The sequence below is a fragment of the Micromonospora sp. NPDC000442 genome (assembly GCF_042898635.1).
In the GTDB taxonomy this organism is placed as follows: Bacteria; Actinomycetota; Actinomycetes; order Mycobacteriales; family Micromonosporaceae; genus Micromonospora.
In genome coordinates this window covers 158989-179129 of the sequence record NZ_JBIAYZ010000008.1, presented here as the reverse complement: position 1 = coordinate 179129, position 20141 = coordinate 158989, and the positions used below count along the sequence as shown (strand labels likewise).

The window sequence follows — 20141 nt, the reverse complement described above, 5'->3', positions numbered from 1 at the left end:
TACGTCAGCGTCGCCGTTGCGACAGCACCGATTGACGTCACCTTGACGGCGCTGTGAACCCCGCCTCCGACCATGGGTGCCGCAGCGGGCCGTCCGGTCCGTGTACCGATCAACGGAGACGAGGAGTTGTCATGAGGAGCCTGCTGTCGGGCCGTGCGGTGCTCGCCGTGCTGGTCGTCCTGCCGACCCTGGTCGCGGTGAACGCTCCGACCGCCTCGGCCGCGCCGACTGCCGCCGATCCGAAACCGGGGGCGTACGCCGAGGAGCCGGAGGACCGGGAGGTCGAGCTGGCCCGGCTGGCCTATCGCAACGGGGTACGGGTCACGTTCTCCCGGGACGAGGAGTCCGGCGACTGGGGCCTGCGCGAGGACGGCCAGATCGACCGGAACGGTCCGCTGGTCAGCGACGACGCGACAAGCATGTTGGCGGCGTACCTGAGCATCACCCCGAAGGACGTGCCGGTGCCGCGCGAGTTGTTGTCGGAGCCACTGCCGGGTACACCGACTCCGCCGGGACTCAGTGACCGGCGCATCGTGCCCTCGCCGGTGGTCGCGGAGAACCTCGCCGTGCCGTCGTCGGGCGGCGCGGCCACGGCGGCGGTGTCGACCTGCTGGGACCTGTACTGGAACTCGTACCACTGGGCCGAGCTGCCCGGCTACCCCAACCCGGGCTCGGTGTGGCATCCGCAGCGGACCTACTACTCGTCAGACTTCGGCGGCATGGCCAGGTACTCCCACAGCTATCTGGCCAACTGCGGCGGTTACGCCCGTCACCGGATCTACTACAAGCAGGCGGGTTCGTACAAGAAGCACCACGACCACGCGGTGCCGTCCTGGCACTGGCAGAAGGTGAAGAAGGGCTCGGTGCACCGCTACCGCAAGGTGCTCTACGACGCCACCTCGGGTGACACCCGTAACGGCAAGTACACCGGGTAGCGGGCGGATTCGTCGCCGGTGCCGGGCCACCCCTCGGGGTGGCCCGGCACCGGTGTTGGCGTCAGCGCACCTGGTCGCCCTCACCGGTACGCGCCTGGGCCTGGTCCACGCCCTTGTCGATGTGCTTGTCGTACTTGCCGCCGGTGCGCTTGTCGGCCATGTCACCGGCCCGCTCCAGCCCTTGGTCGACCTGCTTGTCGTGCTTGTCCGCGAGGTCCTTGGCCTTGTTCATGAAGTCACCCACGAGGATCCTCCTTCTTCTAGGGGGTCACCGTTGTCAGTTCCCCTGGCCCGGCGTCACAAACGTCGACAGGTCGGACGAATCGCCCGGTACCGCCCATGACTGCCCATCTACCACTGGCCGCTCACTCGCCGGCGCGGAGCACCTCGCTCAGCCGGTCACGTCGCCGCAGCGCCGACTCGACAGGTACGACCGCGGCGGCCGCCGCCAGCAGCACCACGCCCATCAGGCCGAGCAGCCACCACGGCAGGACCGCCGCCGGGTCGACGGCCTGGCCGGTGAGCAGCCGTAGCTCGAGCGGGCCGAGCGTCAGGCGGGCGAGCAGCGCCCCGAGCAGCGGACCGCACACCGCGACGACCACGACTGGCGGCAGCAGTTCTCCGGCGGCTACCCAGCGGGCGTCGCGTGGCCGCAGGCCGAGGGTCCGCAGGCGGCTGAGGGTCTGCCACCGCTCCGACGCGCCCGCGGCGGCGGCGAGCGTGAGGCCGAGCAGCCCCAGCGCCAGCAACACCGCGGCGGTCGTCCACGCCAGCCGGAGGATCCCTGCGGTCAGCGGAGCCACCCGCTGCGCCCGCAGGACGTCCGCGCGCAGCACGACGTCGGCGGCGACGCCGCTGTTCGACACCGCCTGCGCCGCGCCGGGGCCGGTCACCCAGACGGTATTGGGTACGGCGGGCAGCCCTGCGCCGGCGAGGGCCGCGGCGTCCACGATGACGACGTCGTCGGCGCCGCCGACGGAGGGCGCGCTACCGACCACGGCGAGGCGGATCGCCGGGGCGTCGTCCCGGGTCAGCTGCAGCCGCGTGCCGGCCGGCAGGCCGCCGTCGCTCGATCGGACCAGCACGGGGACGTCCACGGTGCCGGGACCGGGTGTCGTGAGCCGGGCCAGCGCTGGCGCGTCGGGCAGTGGAGTGGTGGCCAGCAGGCGCTGGAACGCGGCGGCGTCCACGACGACCAGGCGTGGGGTGAGCAGTGTCGATTCGGTGAAGATGCGCGACGAGTCGGTCACCTGCGCGACGACGACCTGTTCCACCCCGGGTGCGGCAGCGATGCGCTCGGCGAGTGCGGGCATCGCGGCCTCGGCGTCGGCGCCGACGTCGAGGCGGGCGTCGGCACCGACGGTGTTCCAGGCGCCGTCGGCCAGACCCCGGGCGACGGTGGTGCCGACGACAAGCGCGAACGACGCGAGCGCCGTGGCGCTGACCAGAACCAGCAGCGGCAGCGCGCGTCCGGCCGTGGCGGCCGCCCGGGCGGCACCGAACACGGCCAGCGGGCGGCGCGAGCGCAGGGCCTGTCGGAGCGCGAACCGCACTCCGACGGGCAGCAGCCGCAGCAGGACGAGCGCGCCGGCGAGCACGCCCAGAGCCACGGCGCTGATCGGTAGGACCAGGTCGCCGGCCAGTTCGCCGGTGTCGCCGTCGGCGGCGACGGGCAGCAGCCCGCGCTGGTGCAGGGTGACGAAGGCGGCGACCGCGGCGATCAGCACAGCGGCCTCCAGGGCGGCGCGGCGCAGCTGGCTGGTGGCCAGGATCCAGCGCCGAGCGGCCGGGTTGGCGGGTTGGTGCCGGCCGTGGCCGGCGCTGGCCGCGGCGAGGGTGCCGAACGCTGGCCCGGCGACGGCACCGGCCAGGACCACGGGAACGGTCCAGGTCCAGGAGACGCCCGGTGCGGCCGTGCGGGCGAGCGCGAGCCCGACCGCGGCGGCCGACAGGGACACCACGGTGGACTCGATGATCAGTTCCGCACCGAGGTCGGGTAGCGCCGCTCCACGCTGCCGGGCGGCGCTCAGCGCCGGGGTACGACGGCGGGCCAGCAGGTCGGCGGTGAGCAGCAGGACGAGTACCGTGGCGGTCAGGATCCCGGCGAGCAGGACCGCGGCCTGCGTGGAAGCGGCGTTGATCTGGGTACGGGCGTCGCGCAGGACGGTGTCGAGCTGCGATTCGTGCCGCAGGGACTGATCGCGGACGCCTGATGCGCCGGAGGCTGCCTTGAGCTTGACCACCTGGTCGCCGAGCGTCGCGGTGGCGGCCCAGGTGAACGCGTCGGGTTCGGGGGCGAAGTGGACGGTGCGTCGCAGTTGGTCCTCGTCGAAGGCGAGCCGGGCGTCCGGCAGCGACTCACGCGACAGCAGGCCAGCGAACCGGGTGGTGCCCACGCCGTCGGCGCCGGGCACGGGGCGCAGGAGCGCCGGGGCGAGTCGCCAGGCTGGGTCGCCGCTGTCCGCCGGTCGGTAGATCCCGCTGATCCGGACGTCTTTGTCGCGACCCTGGCCGTCCTCGACCGGTATGCGGTCGCCGGGGCCGAGGTCGAGTTCGGCGGCGTCCGCCTCGGAGAGGCCGACCTGCACCGGCCAGGGCGGCCCGTCGTAGGGGATCTCGATGGACTCTTCGGGGATGGCGGGGCCGGGCGCGCTGCCGGCGATCCAGGTCACGTCCGGGCCGCCACCGTCACCGGCCAGGTAGGTGAGCTGGAAGGTACGCGGCACGCTGCCGTCGGTGATGTTGAGGATCGGGCCGCTGACCACGGTGGTGGGCGGGAGCAGCGCGGCGTCCAGGTCGGGCCCGAGCGTGTATGTCGCCCGGTCCCGGAAGTTGTCGACGTCCTCGGCGAGGCGCGGCATCCGGAACCGCCCGCCGGTCGGGCCGTCGTCGCGTTCCCAGTTGGCGCGTACGAGGACGTTCGAGTCGTGGCCGGCGCGGCGGACCGTGTCCTGGACGGCGTTGTCGGCGGCGGCACGCAGCAGCGCCGGCACGGCCCCGGCGAGCAGCGCGACGACCGCGATGACGGCGGCGGTGAGCAGCAGCGGTCCGGCGTCGGTACGGCCACGGCCACGGACGCTGGGCCAGTGCGGCGCCGGCCACCGGCGGGTCAGCCACCGGTTCACGGCGCCACCCGCAGGTGCGCGGCGTCGGCCCGGCGGACCTGGACGATGACCACGACGGCGACCGCCAGCAGGCATCCGGCCAGCAGTACGGCCAGCAGCGCGGCCTCGGCCGGCCACGGCCAGTGTGGCTGGACGGGCGGGACAGGCGCGGCGCCGGTGTCGGAGCGTACGAGCAGGGGAGCGACGATGCGGGTGGTGAGCGCGCCGACGGCCGCGCCCGCCGCGAGCAGGGGCAGCAGAACGCCGACGTGCTGGCCGGTCAGCACGGCCCGGATGCCGCGCCGGGACATTCCCAGGCCGCGTAGCCGCGCCACCTCGACGGCGCGGACCTGGAGATCGTAGGTGACGTGCAGGACGACGCCGGCGAGCAGCAGCAGGGCCGCCGCCGGGACGATGAGCCGCAGCGCGGCCGGCAGCGCGGCGTGCAGCGGGCCGCCGGTGAGGCGGGCGGTCTCCGCCTCGCGGGTCGTGACGGTGCCCAGGTGCAGGGCGGTGGCCCGCTCGGCGACACCGGGACCGGCTGGGTGGCCGACCCACCAGGCGTCGACCGGGAAGGTCAGGTCGCCGAGGAGGGCGCGTGCGCGGGACAGCGTGTCCAGGTCGGCCAGGACGGCGACGGCGACGGCGCCGGGGGCGGACGGTACGGTCGGCACGACCTCGGTGACGACGATCGAAACAGGCGTGGTGCCGACCGTGACGCTGAGCTGGCTGCCGCTGTCGGCACCGACCTCGCTGGCGAAGCGGGCGGAGACGGCGACCGGCACCGGGCCGGGGTCCGGGAAGGCGGTGGCGACGAGGTTGCGGGCAGCGTCCGGGGCGCCGCCGAGGTCGACGGTCGCCGCCATCCGCAGCGCGGTCCCCGTCGGCGTGGCGGCGAGCACCACGGTCGGGTCCCGCAACTTGCTCGGGACCGGCGGCGCGGATGTGGCGGTCCAATCCGATCCGTCAGCCGATCCGGCGGGCGGCACGGTGAGGGTGACGGCTATGGCGGCGCGGCCGCCGACCGCGGACCCGGCCGGGTCCGTCGTGACCGGCAGGGACACCGCGACGAGGCGCAGTCCGTCGGTGGTCGCGCATGCGGGCAGCCGGTGCTCCCGGCCGTCGAGCGGCACCGGGGGACCGGTACACGGTATGCGCAGACCGGTGGCGTCCTGCAGCAGCAGTTGGGGCGTCACGGCGAGCGCAGCGTCGCCGGTCGCGGTTCCGCTCAGTACGAGCGGGGCACCGGCAGCAATGGTGAGTCCGGTGGCGCGGGTCGGTGGGACGAGCATCGCTGCCACGTCCGTCCAGGTGCGGTCGTGGTCGAGCCGCCCGCGTAGCAGCGCGTCGGCGTGGGTGGTGTCGACGGCGACCAGGCGCGGCGCATCGCCGGCGGTGCCGAGCCACTGACCGACCGCGGTACCACGGTCGAGGGCCGGACTCACCGCCCCCGCGGTGGCCGCGCCGACGACCGCGCCCTCTCCGGCCACCGGCGCCGTGCTGAGGGTGAGTGCCAGGTCGGTGCCGACGGAAACCGCGGCCTGGTCGCGCTGCGACTGGTGCCATGTGGTGTGGAAGGCGAGGCCGAAGGTTGCTGTGGCGCAGGCCAGCCCGACGAGCAGCCCGGCGGCGACCGCCTGGGGCCGGCGGGCGGCCTCGGCGACCGCCAGCGGAAGCGCCAGTCCACGGGCGCGGTACGCCAGCCGGTCAGCTCCGCGCAGGGCGGGCAGTATCACCCGCAGCGCCAGGGCGGCACCTGCGGTGAGCAGCAGCGCCGGTGCGAACACCCGGACCGCGTCGGCGCGCGGGCTGGCGGCGGAGGGCTGCGCGTACAACTGCCACCATCCGGCGGCGGCGAACACCGCGAGCATCACGTCGACGCCGGATCGGGCCAGCAGTTCGCGGCGGGTGCGCCGGTCGCCGGCTGTCGGGCCGGGCCGGATCGCCAGGACGGTGAGGACAGCGGCGAGTACCAGCGCGCCGCCAGCGACCGCGAGGACCTGGGCACCGGTGATGGCCGGCCGGACGGTCAGACCGGCGCCGTCCAGCGGCGGCAGGTGGGTCAGGCCGGCGTGCAGGGCCGACGAGGCCGGTAGCGCGAGCGCGGCGGCGACAGTGGCGACGAGCCCGGCATCCAGTGTCGCGGTGGCGGCGAGTTGGCGGCGACTGGTGCCGAGGGCGGACCGCAGGGCGGTCTCGTCGGCGCGGATGCCCGCGGTCAGCCGGCCGGCGAGGACGAGTGCCGTCGCGGCAAGCACACCGCCGAGGACGGCGATGGCGAGCACGACGGCGGCGGTGACGTGCCGTTGGTCGTCGGCGGACCGCAGGGTCAGCGGCAGGTCGGAGGCGACCCGTGCGAGCCGGACGCGGTCGCCGAGGGTGCCGGCCAGCCGGCGGTCGGCCCTGCGGACGGCCCCGGCCACCGTCTCCAGGTCGCGACGGTTGGCGTGGGACAGGTCCGGATGGGCGGTGACCTCCATCCGGTCGACGGTGGCACCGGTGGTGACCAGGTCGGCGAAGTCGACGAGGAACGGGCCGTAGGCGTTTACCGGCTGCCGGAAGCGGCCGTCCTGGTGGCCAAGGGCGGAGCCGGCCGCGGCCAGCGGGTCGCGGTCCCAGCCGCGCCCAGGCAACGGGCGTACCACACCGACGACGGTGACGTCGATGGGCGGGACGGGCGCGTGGGCCAGTTCGGCGCCGAGGCGCACCCGCTCGCCGAGGGTGAGGCCGAGCAGGTGGGCCGTGGACTCCAGCACCACCGCGTCACCACGGTCGTGCGGCCAGCGCCCGGTGACCAGCTCGGCTCGGGCCGGCAGATCGTCCAGCCCCGACAGGTACGCCTGGGCTCCGACGGTGGTGCCCGGGGCGAGTGCGGGCGGCAGCGCCCGCAGCACCGTCGACGCCCGCGCGGTGGTGGTCACCGGGAACGGTGCGAGCGCGGCGGCCACCACGGTGCGGGTGTCGGCGGCGACGGACAGCGCGTCCCGGCCCTCGACGGTGCCGGTGTAGACGGTCACGTCGACGGCGGTGGGGGCGGCGCGGGCCATGGCGACCTCAAGCGCCCGCTCGGCGGTTCGGGTGCTCAGCAGGGTGCCGGTGCCCAGCAGGGTCGCACCGACCGTGACGACCCCGATGAGGGCCGCCAGCAACGGCCACTGCGCGCGGGCACGCCGGCAGACCAGCCTCAGCATCGGCACGTCACCTGGCGTCCGGCACGGGCTCGGCCGGTTGCCCGGCTGCCTCCTCGTCGAGCTCGTCCAGCTGCCCGTCGTGGATGTGGATCACCCGGTCGGCCAAGGCCATCATCACCGGATCGTGGGTGGACACGAGTGCGGTGACGCCTTCGGATTCGACCACCCCGCGCAGCAGGGCCATCACCGACAGGCCCGTCTCGGCGTCCAGTTGCCCGGTGGGCTCGTCGGCGATCAGCAGCCGGGGTGAGGCGGCCAGCGCGCGGGCGATCGCCACCCGCTGCTGCTGGCCGCCGGACAGCTCCGCCGGCCGCTGCCGGGCGTGGTCGGCCAGGCCGACCAGCTCCAGCAGCAACTCGACCCGCCGCTCGCGCTCGGCCGGGGCGACGCGGGCCAGCCGCAGCGGGGCGGCGACGTTCTCCGCGGCCGACAGCACCGGGATCAACCCGAAGCTCTGGAAGACGTACGACACCTTCTCGCGCCGCAGCCGGGACAGTCCGTCCTCGTCGAGCGCGGTCACCTCGGTGCCGTCGACGTGCACGGTGCCGGCGTCCGGGCGATCCAGGCCGCCGATGGTGTTGAGCAGGGTGGTCTTGCCCGAGCCGGACCGGCCGACGAGCGCCACCATGGAACCGGCGGCCACGTCGAACGACACGCCGCGCAGGGCGTGTACCACCGTCGGTCCGGTGCGGAAGCGCCGGTGCACGTCACGCACGCGCAGCAGCGGCTCGCTGCTCATTCGCCGCTTCCCGAGGGGCGGATCGTGATGTGGTCGGGTTCCAGGGCCAGCCGGACCCGTCGGGTCAGCGCCAGCGCCTGGCGGAAGTCGCGGGGCACCTGCACCCGCCCGGCCCGGTCCATCACGGCGTACTCCTCGGCGATCGTGTGCGTGTCGCCCACCTCGTTGGTGGTGGTGCGGCGCAGCACCTCACTGCTGGTGCGCCCGTCCCGGATCGCGACGGTCCGTTCGACCTGACCGCTGACCTGCGGGTCGTGGGTCACCACGACAACCGTGACGCCGTAGCGCCGGTTGACGTCCCGCAGCACGCCGAAGACCTCCGCGGACGTGGCGGCGTCCAGCTCGCCGGTCGGCTCGTCGGCGAGCAGGACCCGCGGCTGGTTGGCCAGCGCCACCGCGATCGCGACCCGCATCTGCTGCCCTCCGGACAGTTGCCCGGGGCGCCGATCGGCGCAGTCGGCGACACCGAGGCTGTCCAACAGTTCGGCCGCGCGCTCCCGGCGCTCCTCCTTCGCGGTGCGGGCCGCCGTCATCGGCAGGTCCACCATCTCCCGTGCGGTCAGGTAGGGGATCAGGTTGCTCGCCGTCTGCTGCCGTACGAACCCGACGGTGTGCCGCCGGTAGTCCACCCGGTCCGCGCGGGACATCGCCAGCAGGTTCCACCGGTCGACCCGGACCCGCCCGGCGGTGGGGGCGTCGATGCCGGCCAGGATGGACAGCAGCGTCGACTTGCCCGACCCGGAGGCACCGACGACGGCGACCAGCTCACCGCTCTCCACCGCCAGGTCCAGCCCCTGCAGTGCCTGCACCTCGATCGAACCGCTCTGGTAGATCCGCACCAGGTTCTCACAGACGATGAGCGCGTCCCGGCCGAACTCGGGTGCCCGCGCGGATGGCTGCGGCAGGGATAGCGGTGTGCTGGACATTGCGTCCTCCGTCCGGTCGTGCCGACGCCGAGCCAGCCTCGGGTAGCGGTCAGGCCCGATCGGACACGTCGTGTCGCCAGGCCGGCACGCATGGTCACCTGATGCGTCAAGAGCCTCGATTGCCCGTGCTGACGCAGATTGAAGCAGTTTCGCAACCGCTGGCCCCGTTGACCATGCCCCAGGGCGGCTTTCCTGTTCCCACCGTCGCAAACACACCACGGCACCGCCGACCCCGCCTGGCCGCCGCCCCGCCGTACGTCCTGGCTGCACCACGGCACGTGGTCGACGGGGCGGGCGGTGTCGGGTCAGGCCGCGACGTCGAGGAACGTCGTACCGGGCCGGTAAGGGGTGATCTCGACTCTGGTGACGAGCCCTGCGTCGATGCGGAAGCGGATGAGCGCGTACGCGTGTCCGCCGGGTGCGATGACCGCACCGGGATGACCGGCGACGAGGACCGGGACGGCGGCGGCGATCCGGTCGGCGAACGCCCTGGTTTCATCAGCGATCGCTGCGGCACCGTGGACGGTGGTCTGCCCACCCGGTGGCAGAAGCCGACGGTCGGCGGTCCGGACAGCGTCGGGCGCCAGCAGGGAGACGAGCCGGGTGAGGTCACCACCTCGCGCGGCCGCCAGAAAAGCCTCGATGATCTCGACGTGTTCGGCGCTCCGGCCGGGCTCGTCCGGCGGAGCCTGGCGGATCCGGCCGCGCGCACGGCTGGCCAGCTTCTTCGCGGCGACCGCGCTCGTGCCCAGCACGGCGGCCACCTGGGCAAAGGGCACCGCGAAGAGATCGTGGAGCACATACGCCACCCGCTGCCCGGGGGACAGTTCGGCAAGGATCACGAGCAGCGCTCGGGACACCTCTTCGCGGCGCAGGTACGCCTCGTCGGCGCTCAACTGTTCGCTGGGCAGGTCATCGGCGAGCAGCGGAAGTTCGCCCCGTCGTTCGCGGCGCCGCAGCAGGTCGAGGCACAGCCGCGCGGTCACCGTGGTGAACCAGCCCTCCGGGTTGATCACCTCTGCCGGGTCGGCTGCCTGAACCCGGGTCCACGCGGTCTGGACCGCGTCCTCGGCATCGTGTTGCGATCCGACGATTCGGTAGGCCAGCGACATCAGCCTGGGCCGGGCCGCCTCGAACTGGTCAACGAGTTCCACGGACGGGTCACCTTCCATACGTGCTCAGCGTCAGGAGTGGCGAGAGAGGTCCACTACCCGACGGGCACGCCCGTAAGGAGCCACCATGAGCCTACAGATCGTCCGGTTCAACACCGAGGCCCCGCAGATCCCGCGTGTCGAGGAGGCCCTCAGGAAGCTCTTTGCCGCCATCGAGGCGGCAGCGCCGACCGGTATCGACTACACGGCGGTGCGGGTGGGTGACGGCCCCGAGTTCCTGCTGACCCTGCAACTGGCTGGCGCCGGCGCCAACCCGCTTCTGGACATCCCGGAGGCCCTCGCCTTCCGGACCGAGATCGCGCGATGGGCCAACGGTCCGGTGCCGCCACAGCCGGCCACCGTACTGGGGAGGTACTCCCGTTGACCGACGCACTCGACAATGGACTCCTCGTCGCGACCGTGGGCTGCCTCCTGGCCAACACCTTCGAGGGGGAGTGCCTTCCGATCTGGGATGCTCTGGCTTGTCGAAGATCCGCGGTCGGCCGCACGGACGGGCACGTGCCGATTGAGGGCCACCGGAGCATGCGCGGAGACCATCGTGAGGGCCGACGGGCGGGGCGTGGTCGGCCGTGCCTGCGCTCGTCTCCTCGCTGACGTCGCGAAGGTGACCGGCCCGGCAGGTGGTTCACCGACCTTTGCCGAGGCCAGGCAGTCCTCCGCGGCGTACCCGCGTATCACGGCCAGGCCCGAACTCGATGTCGTCGGTCGGCGGTTTGTCATCCATCTCCGCCATCGCGAGCTCGATCCGTTCCGCGCGCGCTGGCACCAGGACCGTCTGGCGGCGGAGGAACGGAGGCCGTCGCCGTTCTCAGGCCGGCTGCTGCTGCATGACCCAGATGGACAGGGGCTCGGTCAGGGTATGTACGACCTGCCATCCGGCACGGCGGTACATCTCGACGTTGGCCGGATTGCTGGTCTCCAGGACCGCGGGTAGGCCGTCCGCGGCTGCTCGGCTGAGCCCAACGCCCATGACAGCGCGGCCCCACCGGCGACCGGCGCTGTCGGGGTGAGTGCCCAGGACACCGAGGTACCAGAACGGGTAGGTCGGTAGGGCGGCGTGCACGGCCCGGTCGTAGGCGCGGACGCGGGCGAGCGCGTCGGCGGGCAGGTGAGCGGAGAGGGCGTCGTCCGAGGACGCGTTTCCGGCTGTGGGAGGTTCCCAGATGGCGGTCGATGCGCCGTGCTCTATCGTCCAGATAGTTCCCTTCTGGACACGCTTGTCGAAGAGGTGCCCGAAGAAGGTGGCCGCATATCGCGGGTAGGTCTCCTCGTCAGGGAAGAGATACCGCAGGACAGGGTCTTCGGGGAACGAGGCGACCAGCGAGTTGAGGACACGCGCACGGTCCGCCACGGTCGCAACGGTGATGTCAGGTGGTCGCACAGCCGCTGACTCTATTCACTCCGCCGTCGCACGCCGACCGATTATCGACTCCGCCGGTGGGCGGACTCGCTCGTGTCACTGACCGCACGTCGCGCAGCGTCTCGGTGGCAGGACCACGACGGCGAGGCGGACCTTCGGGGGCTGAGGCCGGCCAGTGGGGAGTTCAGCGGGCTGCGCCGCTCGCCGCTCGGTCTTGCCGATGACCGGGCACGCGGTCCGGCCGGTAGCCTGGATTCCGTGGCTACCGTGGTGCGCCGGACGCGGTCGACATCGCCGACCGGGTGGGCAGCCCGGGAACTCGACCCGGAAGTGGCGACCGCACCGCGCGGTATATCCCTCGCCTGCTACTAATGATCAAAGACCCGGCCACCTGAAGGATGTCCGCATAACGGCATCCCCTTGATTTACCGGGATTGACAGGCCCGGATGCGGGCCGGTAATGTCTGCCGCACCGCGAATGCAAGAGCGCATGTGCACAGTCTCTGTACGCGCCACCATGGACCGCGTCCAACATGTGGATGTCTGTTGACGGACCGCCGTCACGTCGATATAGGATTCGCTGGATACTATTTTTACGTCCACTCGATCTTGGATTCTGCTGTTCGCCAGAGAGATTCGGGGCACGTTGGCGTCGCCCCGCCGGAGTGAGTCGAATGTTCATCCGGAATGCTCGCCTGCCGTGAATGAGGCTGCGGCGAGTCCTTTCTGAACGTCGCGGTGGCGGCGTGTCGTTCGTTTCGTGTCACGGGGGAAGAGTCGAATGCCGTCCGAGTATGCGGTGGCAATTGTTGGTCTGGGCTCGAGAGGATGCAGCGTCTTCGAGCGTATCGTCGCGCTCGCCCGACTCGGTGTACCCGGTGCGCCCACCCGAGTGGAGATCATCGACCCGCTCTCGGACGGTCAGGGCCTGCACGGCACCGACCAGCCGGATTACCTGCTGCTCAATACGCTCTGCGGTGAGATATCCATGTATCCCGACGACGAGTCGGTCGGGTCGTACTGCGGGCCGGTCGGCCCGGATCTGCACAGCTGGGTGACCGAGCGTGGCCTCCGGCTGGCCGAGGACGGGCACACTCTCGGGCCCGCCGGCCGCCCGGTCCGGCCCACCGATTTCCTGCCCCGACGCGTCCTCGGCGAATACCTGCGCTGGTTCTTCGACGAGGTCCGCCGCGGCGTTCCCGACGGCATGCGGGTCACGGTGCACCGTGCGGCCGCCGTCGACCTCGACTCCGACCAGCGCGGCGGCGTGACCATCACCCTGGCCGACGGCACCCAGGTCCGCACCGACTACGCCTTCCTGACGATCGGACACACCGGCAACGAACCGCCGCCGGCCGGTGCCGAGGAGGCCGGGGCGCACCGCTGGATCACCGACCCGTACCCGCTGCCCCGGCGGCTGGACGTGATCGGCGCGGACGAGACCGTCGCGGTCGCCGGCTTCGGACTGTCGGCCATGGACGTCATCGCCACCCTCACGGTCGGACGCGGCGGGAGGTTCGAGCGGCAGAGCGGCGCTCTGCGGTACCAGCCGAGCGGCGCCGAACCGCGGATACTGCTGTACTCCCGATCCGGCATGCCCTTCCGGGCCCGGCCGGACCGGGCGGGGATCTCCACCGCCTTCCCACCGATCGCGCTCACCCGGGCCGCGGTGCGCCGACTGCGCGACACCGGGCCGATCGACGTCGACCGGGCGATCCTGCCGCTGCTGATGATCGAGATGCGGATCGCGTACCACCGGTGCCGCACCCTGCTCAGGGACGGACCGGACGCGCAGGAGCAGTTGGCCGCCGGACTGGCCGAGGCCGCGGGTGACGGCAAGCTGGTCGCCGCGGTGGACTCGCTCGACCGGCTGCACGGCGGGATCGATCCCGCCGAACTCTGGGACGGCGCAGCCGCCGCGCGCCTGGACGACAGCGACACGTACCAGCGATGGTTGCTGGCCACCGTCCGGGCCGACCTCGACGAGGCCGACCGGGGAGTGCTGGGCAGCCCGGTCAAGGCCGCCCTGGAGGCGGTCCGCGACGTCCGGGACTTCCTGCGCGACGCGGTCGCCGCCCAAGGGCTCACCCCGGGCTCCCGGGAGCACTTCTTCGGGCAGGTCGTGCCCCTGATGAACCGGGCCGTCGTCGGCCCGCAGAAGGATCGCCACCACGAACTGGTCACCCTGGCGGAGGCCGGCCTGATCCGGTTTCCCCTGGGGCCCGCGCCGCGCACCGCCTTCGACCCCGGCACCGGTCGCTGGGAGCTGACCTCCACCCGCCTGGCCACGGTGCACCGCGAACACGCCGACTGGCTCTGCGCCGGCAGCTCGCCCTGGCCGACCGTGCACTCCTCGGCCAGCCCATTGGTGCGCTCGTTGTACCGACGAGGGCGCCTGCGGCGGCACGCGCCCGCCAGCGCCGTCGTGCACGCCGCCGACGTCGACGCGAATCTTCATCCGGTGGGCGAGGGCGGTGCCGATCCCCGTCTCTGGTTGATCGGGCCGCTGTGCGAGGGCGCCACCTTCTACAACCACCTGATCCCCACCCCGGGATACTCCCGCGCTTTCGTCGACGCACACCGCTGCGTCGCGGAGATGTTCCACAAGCAGAAAGGACTGCAGTGATGAGCACCCTGGCCGAGGCCGACGAGGCTGCCAAGCACCAGTGGAACGAGGCGTATCAGCTCGACGGGCACCCCAACCTCTGGGGCGATCCGCCAGTGCCGTACGTGGTGAACGCCGCGAAGCTCTTCGCCGACCACGACGCGATGGTCGTGCTGGACCTCCCGTGTGGCGACGGACGGAACCTGTCCCCGTTGGCGCAGGCGGCGACGGTGGTGATCGGTGGCGACACCTCCGTCAACGCGATGAACCTCGCCCGTCGGGTGATCGCCAAGGCGAACGCCGACAATGTCGTCCTCCGCGCGGTGGACGTCTTCGCCACCGGCCTGCCCGACGATTCCGTGGACGGCATCTTCTGCTGGGACCTGCTGGGCCACCTCACCGAGCCGGTCAAGGCGCTCCAGGAGCTGTACCGGATCTGCCGGCCCGGCGGGCACATCGTGGCGAACATGTGGACCATGAACGACTGCCAGGTCACCGACCCCGGCATGGTCGAGACCGGGCCCAAGGAGTACCTCGACCACGCCGATTTCTACTGCAAGTTCTACGACCGCGACGATCTGGCGGCATATTTGTCGGCCAGTGGGGTCAGCGACGAAGTCGCCACGGTGGAACTGCTGCGCTGGACGGAGCCTCCGCACGCCGGTTACCGGCCCTGGTTCCACGAGCACGAGAGCCTCGCCTTCACCATTCGGAAGCGGGCCAGGCGGTGACGGGTCCGCGCCGCGCAGCGCGCGGATAACCTCGGCCCCGCGCGAGCAGGTCGGCGCCGCCCTTGCCGGTGTCGACCGACCGCGCATCCTGCATTTCACCGACAACTGACACCAATCAAACGGGGACTCGATGTATCTGGGGAAGGTAACGGGCTTCGGGACAGCCAACGGAACGTTCGGGGAACTGCTGCAGGGTGTCCTGCCCGAGGAGGAACGCCACTTCCTGGTGACCCTCCCGATGGACGGGTGGGCACACGCGGCATTCCACTACCTCCCGGACAGCCCGGAGGTCAAGGTGCGGCCGGCGCACAAGGCCAAGGCCCGCCGGCTGGCGACGCGCCTGCTGCGGACGTACGGGATATCCGGCGGCGGCGTGGTGGAACTCGGCGGTGCGCTGCCGGAGGGCAAGGGCCTGGCCAGTTCCTCGGCCGACCTGGTGGCCACCGCCCGGGCCATCGCCGACGCCATCGGCATTTCCCTGGACGCCGCGGCGATCGAGGGTTTCCTGCGCGACGTGGAGCCCTCCGACGGGGTGATGTATCCGGGCATCGTCAGCTACCACCATCGAGAGGTGCGGCTGCGGGAAGAGCTCGGTTTCCTGCCGCCGCTCACCATCGTGGCGCACGACCTCGGCGGCATGGTCGACACGATCCGGTTCAACCGGGCAACCGCCCTGCCCCCGATGCGGGTCCGCCACGAGTACCGGGCGCTGCTCGACGAGCTGGCCGCCGCCGTGCGCACCGGTGACCTGACCACGGTCGGCCGGATCGCCACCCGCAGCGCCGAGTTGCACGTGCACCAGCATCCCCGTGCCGACTTCGCGCAGATGCGTCGGCTGTGCCGTGAGGTCGGCGGCCTGGGGCTGGCCATCGCACACAGCGGTACCTACCTCGGTATCCTGCTCGGCGAACACCGAGAGGACGAGGAGCGGACCGCCGCCGCCCTCGCCCGCTGCGCCGAGCTGCCCGGAAAGGTGCGGGTTTTCCGCACCCTCGGCGCCGCCGACTATCCGAGCGTGCCCGCCGCCGTCGGGCGCGTGAGCCGGTGCGGCGAAGGGCTGACCGAGCTGCGCGAGCAGGTACGTGAGGGGATGCCGACGTGAGTACGACAGGCACGATCGCGGATCGGAGTTGGCCGCGGGCGCGTACCGCCGTCCTCCGCGACGCGGTCGGGGTCGGCGTGGCCGTCGGCGCGCTCGGGCTCTCCTTCGGCGCGCTGTCGGTACTGGCCGGCTTCTCCGTCGCGCAGACCTGTGCGCTGTCGCTGCTGATGTTCTCCGGTGCGTCGCAGTTCGCCGTGATCGGGGTGATGGGTGCCGGGGGCGGGGCACTGACCGGCGCGGCGACGGCCACCCTGTTGGGGGTGCGGAACAGCCTTTACGGCCTGAATCTGGCGTCCCTGCTGCGGCTTCGCGGGGTGCGGCGTCTGGTCGGCGCGCACCTGGTGCTCGACGAGAGTTCGGCGATGGCGATGGCCCGCAACGACCCGCGCGAGGCCCGTCTGGCGTTCTGGGCCACCGGGATCTCCGTCTTTGTCCTCTGGAACATCGCCACGCTGGCCGGTGCGCTCGGCGCACACGTGCTGCCCGACCCGGAAGCACTCGGACTCGACGTGGCCGCACCGGCCGCGTTCGTCGCCCTGCTGCTGCCGCGACTGCGCGGCCGGCGGCTGTGGGCACTCGCCATCGCCGCGGCGGTGATCGCGCTGATCATGGTGCCGTTGGTGCCGGCCGGGATGCCGGTACTGGTGGCCGGGCTGACCGCCGTCGTCGCGGCGTTCGCCGCCCGCCCGGCGGGTGACCGCTGATGTGGACCGCGATCCTGCTGGGCACCCTCGGGGTGTACCTGCTCAAGCTCGTCGGGCTCTGCGTACCCAGGTCGGTGCTGGAGCAGCCACAGGTGCAGGAGGCCTCGGCGTTGCTGCCGGTGGCGCTGCTGGCTGCCCTGGTCGCGGTGCAGACCTTCGCCGCCGGCCACGACCTGGTGATCGACGCGCGCGCCGCCGGATTCGCCGCCGCCCTGGTGGCGGCGTTGCTGCGGGCACCGTTCCTACTGGTCGTCGCGCTCGGCGCCGGTACCGCGGCCGTGCTGCGTCTGATCACTTAGCGCCACCGGGTGTTTGTCCTCGGTGTCCACCGCACGAATAATCGTGGTGCAGATGACCACACGAGTGCTGAAGGGGGACGGAGTGGCGGGCCGCCGACGGTCGCCCTCCCCATCAACCTATGGGTATTGATCACCACGGCCGGACCCAACGGCTGGACTGGGCAGACGTCACACTCCGCGAATGGGACTGCACGGTCCTGTCGTCGGATCCGGCGGATCCCGACCACGGCATCGTGCTGGACCGGTCCGCGTTCTATCCCGGCGGTGGCGGTCAGCCGCCGGACCACGGCGTGCTGATCTGGCAGGGCGTGCAGACGCGGATCGTCGGCACCCGCAAGGGCGACGACCTCTACCTGTTGCCTGCGCCCGGGGATCCGGTGCCCCCGGTCGGCACCACGGTGACCGGTGCGATCGACGACGACCGCCGTACCTCGCTGATGCGCACCCACTCGGGCCTGCACGTGCTCTGTGGCACCGTCTTCCGCGACTTCAACGTCCTGGTGACCGGTAGCAACATGGAGCCCGGTGAGGCCCGGATGGACTTCAACCTGCCGGAGATCCCGCCGGGCTTCAAACAGAGCCTGGAGGACGCGGTGAATGCCGAGATCGCCGCGGACCGCAAGATCGTCGTTCGGATGCTCTCCCGGGAGGAGGCGAACGCGACTCCCGACCTGGTGCGGACCCAGTTCAAGGCACCACCGGAACTGCCTCAGGTGCGGGTGGTCGACATCGTCGGGCTCGACGTGCAGGCCGACGGGGGCACCCACGTGGCGTCGACCGGCCAGATCGGCCGGGTGAGCGTCACCAAGGTCGAGAGCAAGGGCCGGCAGAACCGGCGGGTCCGGATCAAACTGAGTTCCTGACGCCCGGAGCTGGGCCGGTGGCGTCACCACCACCGGCCCAACCGCACACCGGTCAGCGGGCGTCGGGCAGTTCGCGCCGCAGGATCTCGGGCCACTGCCGCGGATCATCGCCGAGGTAGCCGTGGACCCAGTGCAGCCAGCGGTCCATGCCGAAGCCGACACACGCCGACGACGCCGTCGCTCCGGTGGCTTCGGTCATCGCGAAGCCCTGACCGAAGTGCTGTTGGTGCAGGTTGACGGAGCTGACCGCGACCGCGGCACCGCTGCCCACCATCCGCCCGCACACCTCCTGCTTGAGATCCCAGGTGGCCTGGTAACCGGCGAGGTCGGCACGGCTGTCGGTGAAGAACGGGTCGTTGGCCGAGCCGATCCGTGCCGGCAGCCCCAACTCCCGGACCACCTCGGTGAGATCGGTGAGCGCCCGGTCGCGGAAGCGGCGGGCGCCGGCCCGGTCACCCACGTAGACCACCTCGCGCATGTCGAACGACCAGAGCCGGGTGGCCTCGGCCGTGGTGCCGGCCTCATACCGAGCGCACGACTGACGGGCGGTGGCGATCAGCGGCTCGCTGAGCCGGGTGCCGCCGAGCGCGGCGAACAGGTGCAGGCACACGGTCGGTGCCACCGCCACCGGCGCCTCCCGCAGCTCGGCCCGCCGCTCGACGGCGGTGCGGGCCCGGGCGAAGCGGTCCAGTGCCGGCAGGTCGGAGGCCACCACCGCGCAGGTGGTCAGGTGCTGCGGGAAGGTACGGGCGTAACCGGCCCGCTCGATGGTCTCCCAGGCCACCAGATGGGGGACCAGGTACTCCTCGGCACCCCAGCGCCGGGCCAGGCGGAGAAAGAGCCCGTCCAGGGCACGGACGAGCCGGGCCGAACCTGGACCGTGCACGGCCAGGCCGGGCCCGACGGCGAAGCGGGGCGGGCCGCCGTCGGCACCGGCGACCGGGGCCACGTCGGCGGACCAGGCGTCGTACACGACCCGGGCCTGCCGCGCCGGCACGACGCGGGCCCGCTCCAGGGCCTCGGTCAGCCGCTTACCGACCTTCTCTGCCACGCTGTCGTCGACGTGGTAGACCACAGTGAGCTGGTCGGCGTGATCACATTCCCACGACCATGCCTCGTCGAGGCAGTAGGGGAGCAGATCGTCGAAACACCGCCGGCCGTCCGGCGTGAGGCGGACCTCGGCCTGCCACACCCGTGGTGCCGGCGTCACGATCGGGGCGCTCATCGTCGGCTCCGGGGCCGACAGTCCAGCCGCAGTCCGGTGGCGGCGCGGAAGCCGCGTCCGCGTACCGCAGGGATGGGACCGAGCGGGTGCACCTCCGCCACCCGCTCCACCAGCGCCGCCAGCACGACTTCCAGCTCGGCCTGGGCGAGACCCATGCCGAGGCAGACGTGCCGGCCAGCACCGAAGGCCAGGGACGGTCGGTCCCGGCGGGTGTGATCGAACCGGTGCGGGTCCGGATAGATCCCCGGGTCCCGGTTGGCGGCGGCCAGGCAGACCTGGACCGGAGTGGCCCGTGGAATCGGTACGCCGGCCAACTCGACGTCGGAAGCCGCGAACCGCAACGTCACATGCAGCGGTGGCTCGTGCCGCAGTGTCTCGGCGACGACCGCCGGGACCAGTGCAGGGTCGGCGGCCACCCCGGCGTACAGCGCGGGATCCCCGGCCAGCCGGGCGAAGAGGTTGGTGATCGCCGCCGCGGTCGTCTCGGTGCCCGCGGCCAGCAGCAGGATCGCGTTGTTGACGACGTCGGCCTCCGTCAGCACCTCGTCGGCGGCGAGGACGGCGAGGATGCCTGCGTGATCCGTGCCGGCGGCGATCCGGCTGCGGAAGTACGCGGCGAGTTCCCGCCGCCGCTGCACCACCGTCGCCAGCGGCACCGGCGCGTGGTCGACGTACTCGACGAGGGGTCGCATGGCCTCGTGCAGCCACTCGGCGTCCCCGTCGGGCAGCCCCATGAAGCGGCACACCACCCGCATCGGCAGGGTGGTGGCCAGCCGGTCGGCGAGGTCCGGGCGGGCGTCGGCCAGCAGGTCGTCCAGAGTCGCCGCGGCCAGCGGAGCGATGATGTCGCGGGCGAACTCGGCCACCTTCCGGGGACGCAGGACCCCGGCCGTCGCCGCCCGAGCCCGGGTGTGCGCCGACCCCTCCTGGTCGAGCATGGACGGCCCGAACGCCCGCCGGCTGGTGCGGAACGGGTGGTAGACGGTGAAGTCCGGCGAGGTGACGACCCGGCGCACCAGGTCGTACCCGACCACGAAGTACGAGTCCAGGGCGGGAACGAACGACACCGGTTGGTGCTCGCGGTGCCAGTCGTACAGCGGCCAGGGATTGGTCTGGAAGACCGGATCGGCGAAGTTCAGTTCACCGGCCGGCCCGGCGGTCAGATCGACCGTCGGCATGGAACCC

17 protein-coding genes are annotated in these 20141 nt (G+C 72.3%); 8 read left to right on the top strand and 9 right to left on the bottom strand.

The window, feature by feature from the left end:
- Positions 1 to 131 precede the first annotated feature (131 nt).
- Complete coding sequence (locus ACFY2A_RS15475) at positions 132 to 935, top strand: hypothetical protein (RefSeq protein ID WP_387172077.1); 804 nt, start codon at positions 132 to 134, stop codon at positions 933 to 935.
- A 61-nt stretch (positions 936 to 996) separates the two neighbouring features.
- Here ACFY2A_RS15475 and ACFY2A_RS15470 read toward each other — a convergent pair whose 3' ends face one another.
- From ACFY2A_RS15470 to ACFY2A_RS15445, 6 genes are all read right to left on the bottom strand, one after another.
- Complete coding sequence (locus ACFY2A_RS15470; RefSeq protein ID WP_387172285.1) at positions 997 to 1167, bottom strand: antitoxin; 171 nt, start codon at positions 1165 to 1167, stop codon at positions 997 to 999.
- A 133-nt stretch (positions 1168 to 1300) separates the two neighbouring features.
- Positions 1301 to 4060, bottom strand: a complete 2760-nt coding sequence (locus ACFY2A_RS15465) for an FtsX-like permease family protein (RefSeq protein ID WP_387172075.1) — start codon at positions 4058 to 4060, stop codon at positions 1301 to 1303.
- Positions 4057 to 7230, bottom strand: a complete 3174-nt coding sequence (locus ACFY2A_RS15460; RefSeq protein WP_387172073.1) for a permease — start codon at positions 7228 to 7230, stop codon at positions 4057 to 4059. The genes ACFY2A_RS15465 and ACFY2A_RS15460 overlap by 4 nt, the downstream gene beginning before the upstream one ends.
- A gap of 7 nt (positions 7231 to 7237) precedes the next feature.
- Positions 7238 to 7969, bottom strand: coding sequence for an ABC transporter ATP-binding protein (locus tag ACFY2A_RS15455; RefSeq protein ID WP_387172071.1), 732 nt, complete (start codon positions 7967 to 7969; stop codon positions 7238 to 7240).
- Positions 7966 to 8895: an ABC transporter ATP-binding protein gene (locus tag ACFY2A_RS15450; RefSeq protein WP_363924353.1), complete on the bottom strand. Its 930-nt coding sequence runs from the start codon at positions 8893 to 8895 to the stop codon at positions 7966 to 7968. Before ACFY2A_RS15450 ends, ACFY2A_RS15455 begins: the two co-directional genes overlap by 4 nt.
- Before the next feature lie 305 nt (positions 8896 to 9200).
- Complete coding sequence (locus ACFY2A_RS15445; protein WP_387172068.1) at positions 9201 to 10049, bottom strand: sigma-70 family RNA polymerase sigma factor; 849 nt, start codon at positions 10047 to 10049, stop codon at positions 9201 to 9203.
- 85 nt (positions 10050 to 10134) lie between these two features.
- Here ACFY2A_RS15445 and ACFY2A_RS15440 point away from each other — a divergent pair, with 85 nt between their 5' ends.
- Positions 10135 to 10431 (top strand): hypothetical protein, encoded by a 297-nt coding sequence (locus tag ACFY2A_RS15440; protein ID WP_387172066.1) that lies wholly within the window; start codon positions 10135 to 10137, stop codon positions 10429 to 10431.
- A 444-nt stretch (positions 10432 to 10875) separates the two neighbouring features.
- Here the strand turns inward: ACFY2A_RS15440 and ACFY2A_RS15435 are convergent, their stop codons facing one another.
- Positions 10876 to 11418, bottom strand: a complete 543-nt coding sequence (locus ACFY2A_RS15435; RefSeq protein ID WP_387172064.1) for a GNAT family N-acetyltransferase — start codon at positions 11416 to 11418, stop codon at positions 10876 to 10878.
- Between the two features lie 790 nt (positions 11419 to 12208).
- Between ACFY2A_RS15435 and ACFY2A_RS15430 the strand changes: the two genes are divergently transcribed.
- The 6 genes from ACFY2A_RS15430 (at position 12209) to ACFY2A_RS15405 (ending at position 17731) form a co-directional block, all read left to right on the top strand.
- On the top strand, positions 12209 to 14053 hold the full coding sequence (locus ACFY2A_RS15430) for an FAD/NAD(P)-binding protein (protein WP_387172062.1): 1845 nt from the start codon (positions 12209 to 12211) through the stop codon (positions 14051 to 14053).
- Positions 14053 to 14763 (top strand): methyltransferase domain-containing protein, encoded by a 711-nt coding sequence (locus ACFY2A_RS15425; protein WP_387172060.1) that lies wholly within the window; start codon positions 14053 to 14055, stop codon positions 14761 to 14763. Before ACFY2A_RS15430 ends, ACFY2A_RS15425 begins: the two co-directional genes overlap by 1 nt.
- Before the next feature lie 130 nt (positions 14764 to 14893).
- Positions 14894 to 15865: a kinase gene (locus ACFY2A_RS15420; protein ID WP_387172058.1), complete on the top strand. Its 972-nt coding sequence runs from the start codon at positions 14894 to 14896 to the stop codon at positions 15863 to 15865.
- Entirely contained in the window at positions 15862 to 16569 is a 708-nt protein-coding gene (locus ACFY2A_RS15415; RefSeq protein ID WP_387172056.1) for an AzlC family ABC transporter permease, read from the top strand. The genes ACFY2A_RS15420 and ACFY2A_RS15415 overlap by 4 nt, the downstream gene beginning before the upstream one ends.
- Positions 16569 to 16868, top strand: coding sequence for an AzlD domain-containing protein (locus ACFY2A_RS15410; RefSeq protein WP_387172054.1), 300 nt, complete (start codon positions 16569 to 16571; stop codon positions 16866 to 16868). Before ACFY2A_RS15415 ends, ACFY2A_RS15410 begins: the two co-directional genes overlap by 1 nt.
- A gap of 119 nt (positions 16869 to 16987) precedes the next feature.
- Entirely contained in the window at positions 16988 to 17731 is a 744-nt protein-coding gene (locus ACFY2A_RS15405; protein WP_363924343.1) for an alanyl-tRNA editing protein, read from the top strand.
- 52 nt (positions 17732 to 17783) lie between these two features.
- Here ACFY2A_RS15405 and ACFY2A_RS15400 read toward each other — a convergent pair whose 3' ends face one another.
- Positions 17784 to 18956: a hypothetical protein gene (locus ACFY2A_RS15400; RefSeq protein ID WP_387172052.1), complete on the bottom strand. Its 1173-nt coding sequence runs from the start codon at positions 18954 to 18956 to the stop codon at positions 17784 to 17786.
- A complete protein-coding gene (locus ACFY2A_RS15395) occupies positions 18953 to 20134 on the bottom strand; it encodes a cytochrome P450 (RefSeq protein WP_363924341.1) in 1182 nt (393 codons plus the stop codon). Before ACFY2A_RS15395 ends, ACFY2A_RS15400 begins: the two co-directional genes overlap by 4 nt.
- Positions 20135 to 20141 lie beyond the last annotated feature (7 nt).

Coding starts and splice junctions, on each gene's coding strand:
- ACFY2A_RS15475 (WP_387172077.1), top strand. CDS start 132: ATGAGGAGCCTGCTGTCGGGCCGTGCGGTGCTCGCCGTGCTGGTCGTC.
- ACFY2A_RS15470 (WP_387172285.1), bottom strand. CDS start 1,167: ATGAACAAGGCCAAGGACCTCGCGGACAAGCACGACAAGCAGGTCGAC.
- ACFY2A_RS15460 (WP_387172073.1), bottom strand. CDS start 7,230: ATGCTGAGGCTGGTCTGCCGGCGTGCCCGCGCGCAGTGGCCGTTGCTG.
- ACFY2A_RS15455 (WP_387172071.1), bottom strand. CDS start 7,969: ATGAGCAGCGAGCCGCTGCTGCGCGTGCGTGACGTGCACCGGCGCTTC.
- ACFY2A_RS15450 (WP_363924353.1), bottom strand. CDS start 8,895: ATGTCCAGCACACCGCTATCCCTGCCGCAGCCATCCGCGCGGGCACCC.
- ACFY2A_RS15440 (WP_387172066.1), top strand. CDS start 10,135: ATGAGCCTACAGATCGTCCGGTTCAACACCGAGGCCCCGCAGATCCCG.
- ACFY2A_RS15430 (WP_387172062.1), top strand. CDS start 12,209: ATGCCGTCCGAGTATGCGGTGGCAATTGTTGGTCTGGGCTCGAGAGGA.
- ACFY2A_RS15425 (WP_387172060.1), top strand. CDS start 14,053: ATGAGCACCCTGGCCGAGGCCGACGAGGCTGCCAAGCACCAGTGGAAC.
- ACFY2A_RS15420 (WP_387172058.1), top strand. CDS start 14,894: ATGTATCTGGGGAAGGTAACGGGCTTCGGGACAGCCAACGGAACGTTC.
- ACFY2A_RS15410 (WP_387172054.1), top strand. CDS start 16,569: ATGTGGACCGCGATCCTGCTGGGCACCCTCGGGGTGTACCTGCTCAAG.
- ACFY2A_RS15405 (WP_363924343.1), top strand. CDS start 16,988: ATGGGTATTGATCACCACGGCCGGACCCAACGGCTGGACTGGGCAGAC.
- ACFY2A_RS15400 (WP_387172052.1), bottom strand. CDS start 18,956: ATGAGCGCCCCGATCGTGACGCCGGCACCACGGGTGTGGCAGGCCGAG.
- ACFY2A_RS15395 (WP_363924341.1), bottom strand. CDS start 20,134: ATGCCGACGGTCGATCTGACCGCCGGGCCGGCCGGTGAACTGAACTTC.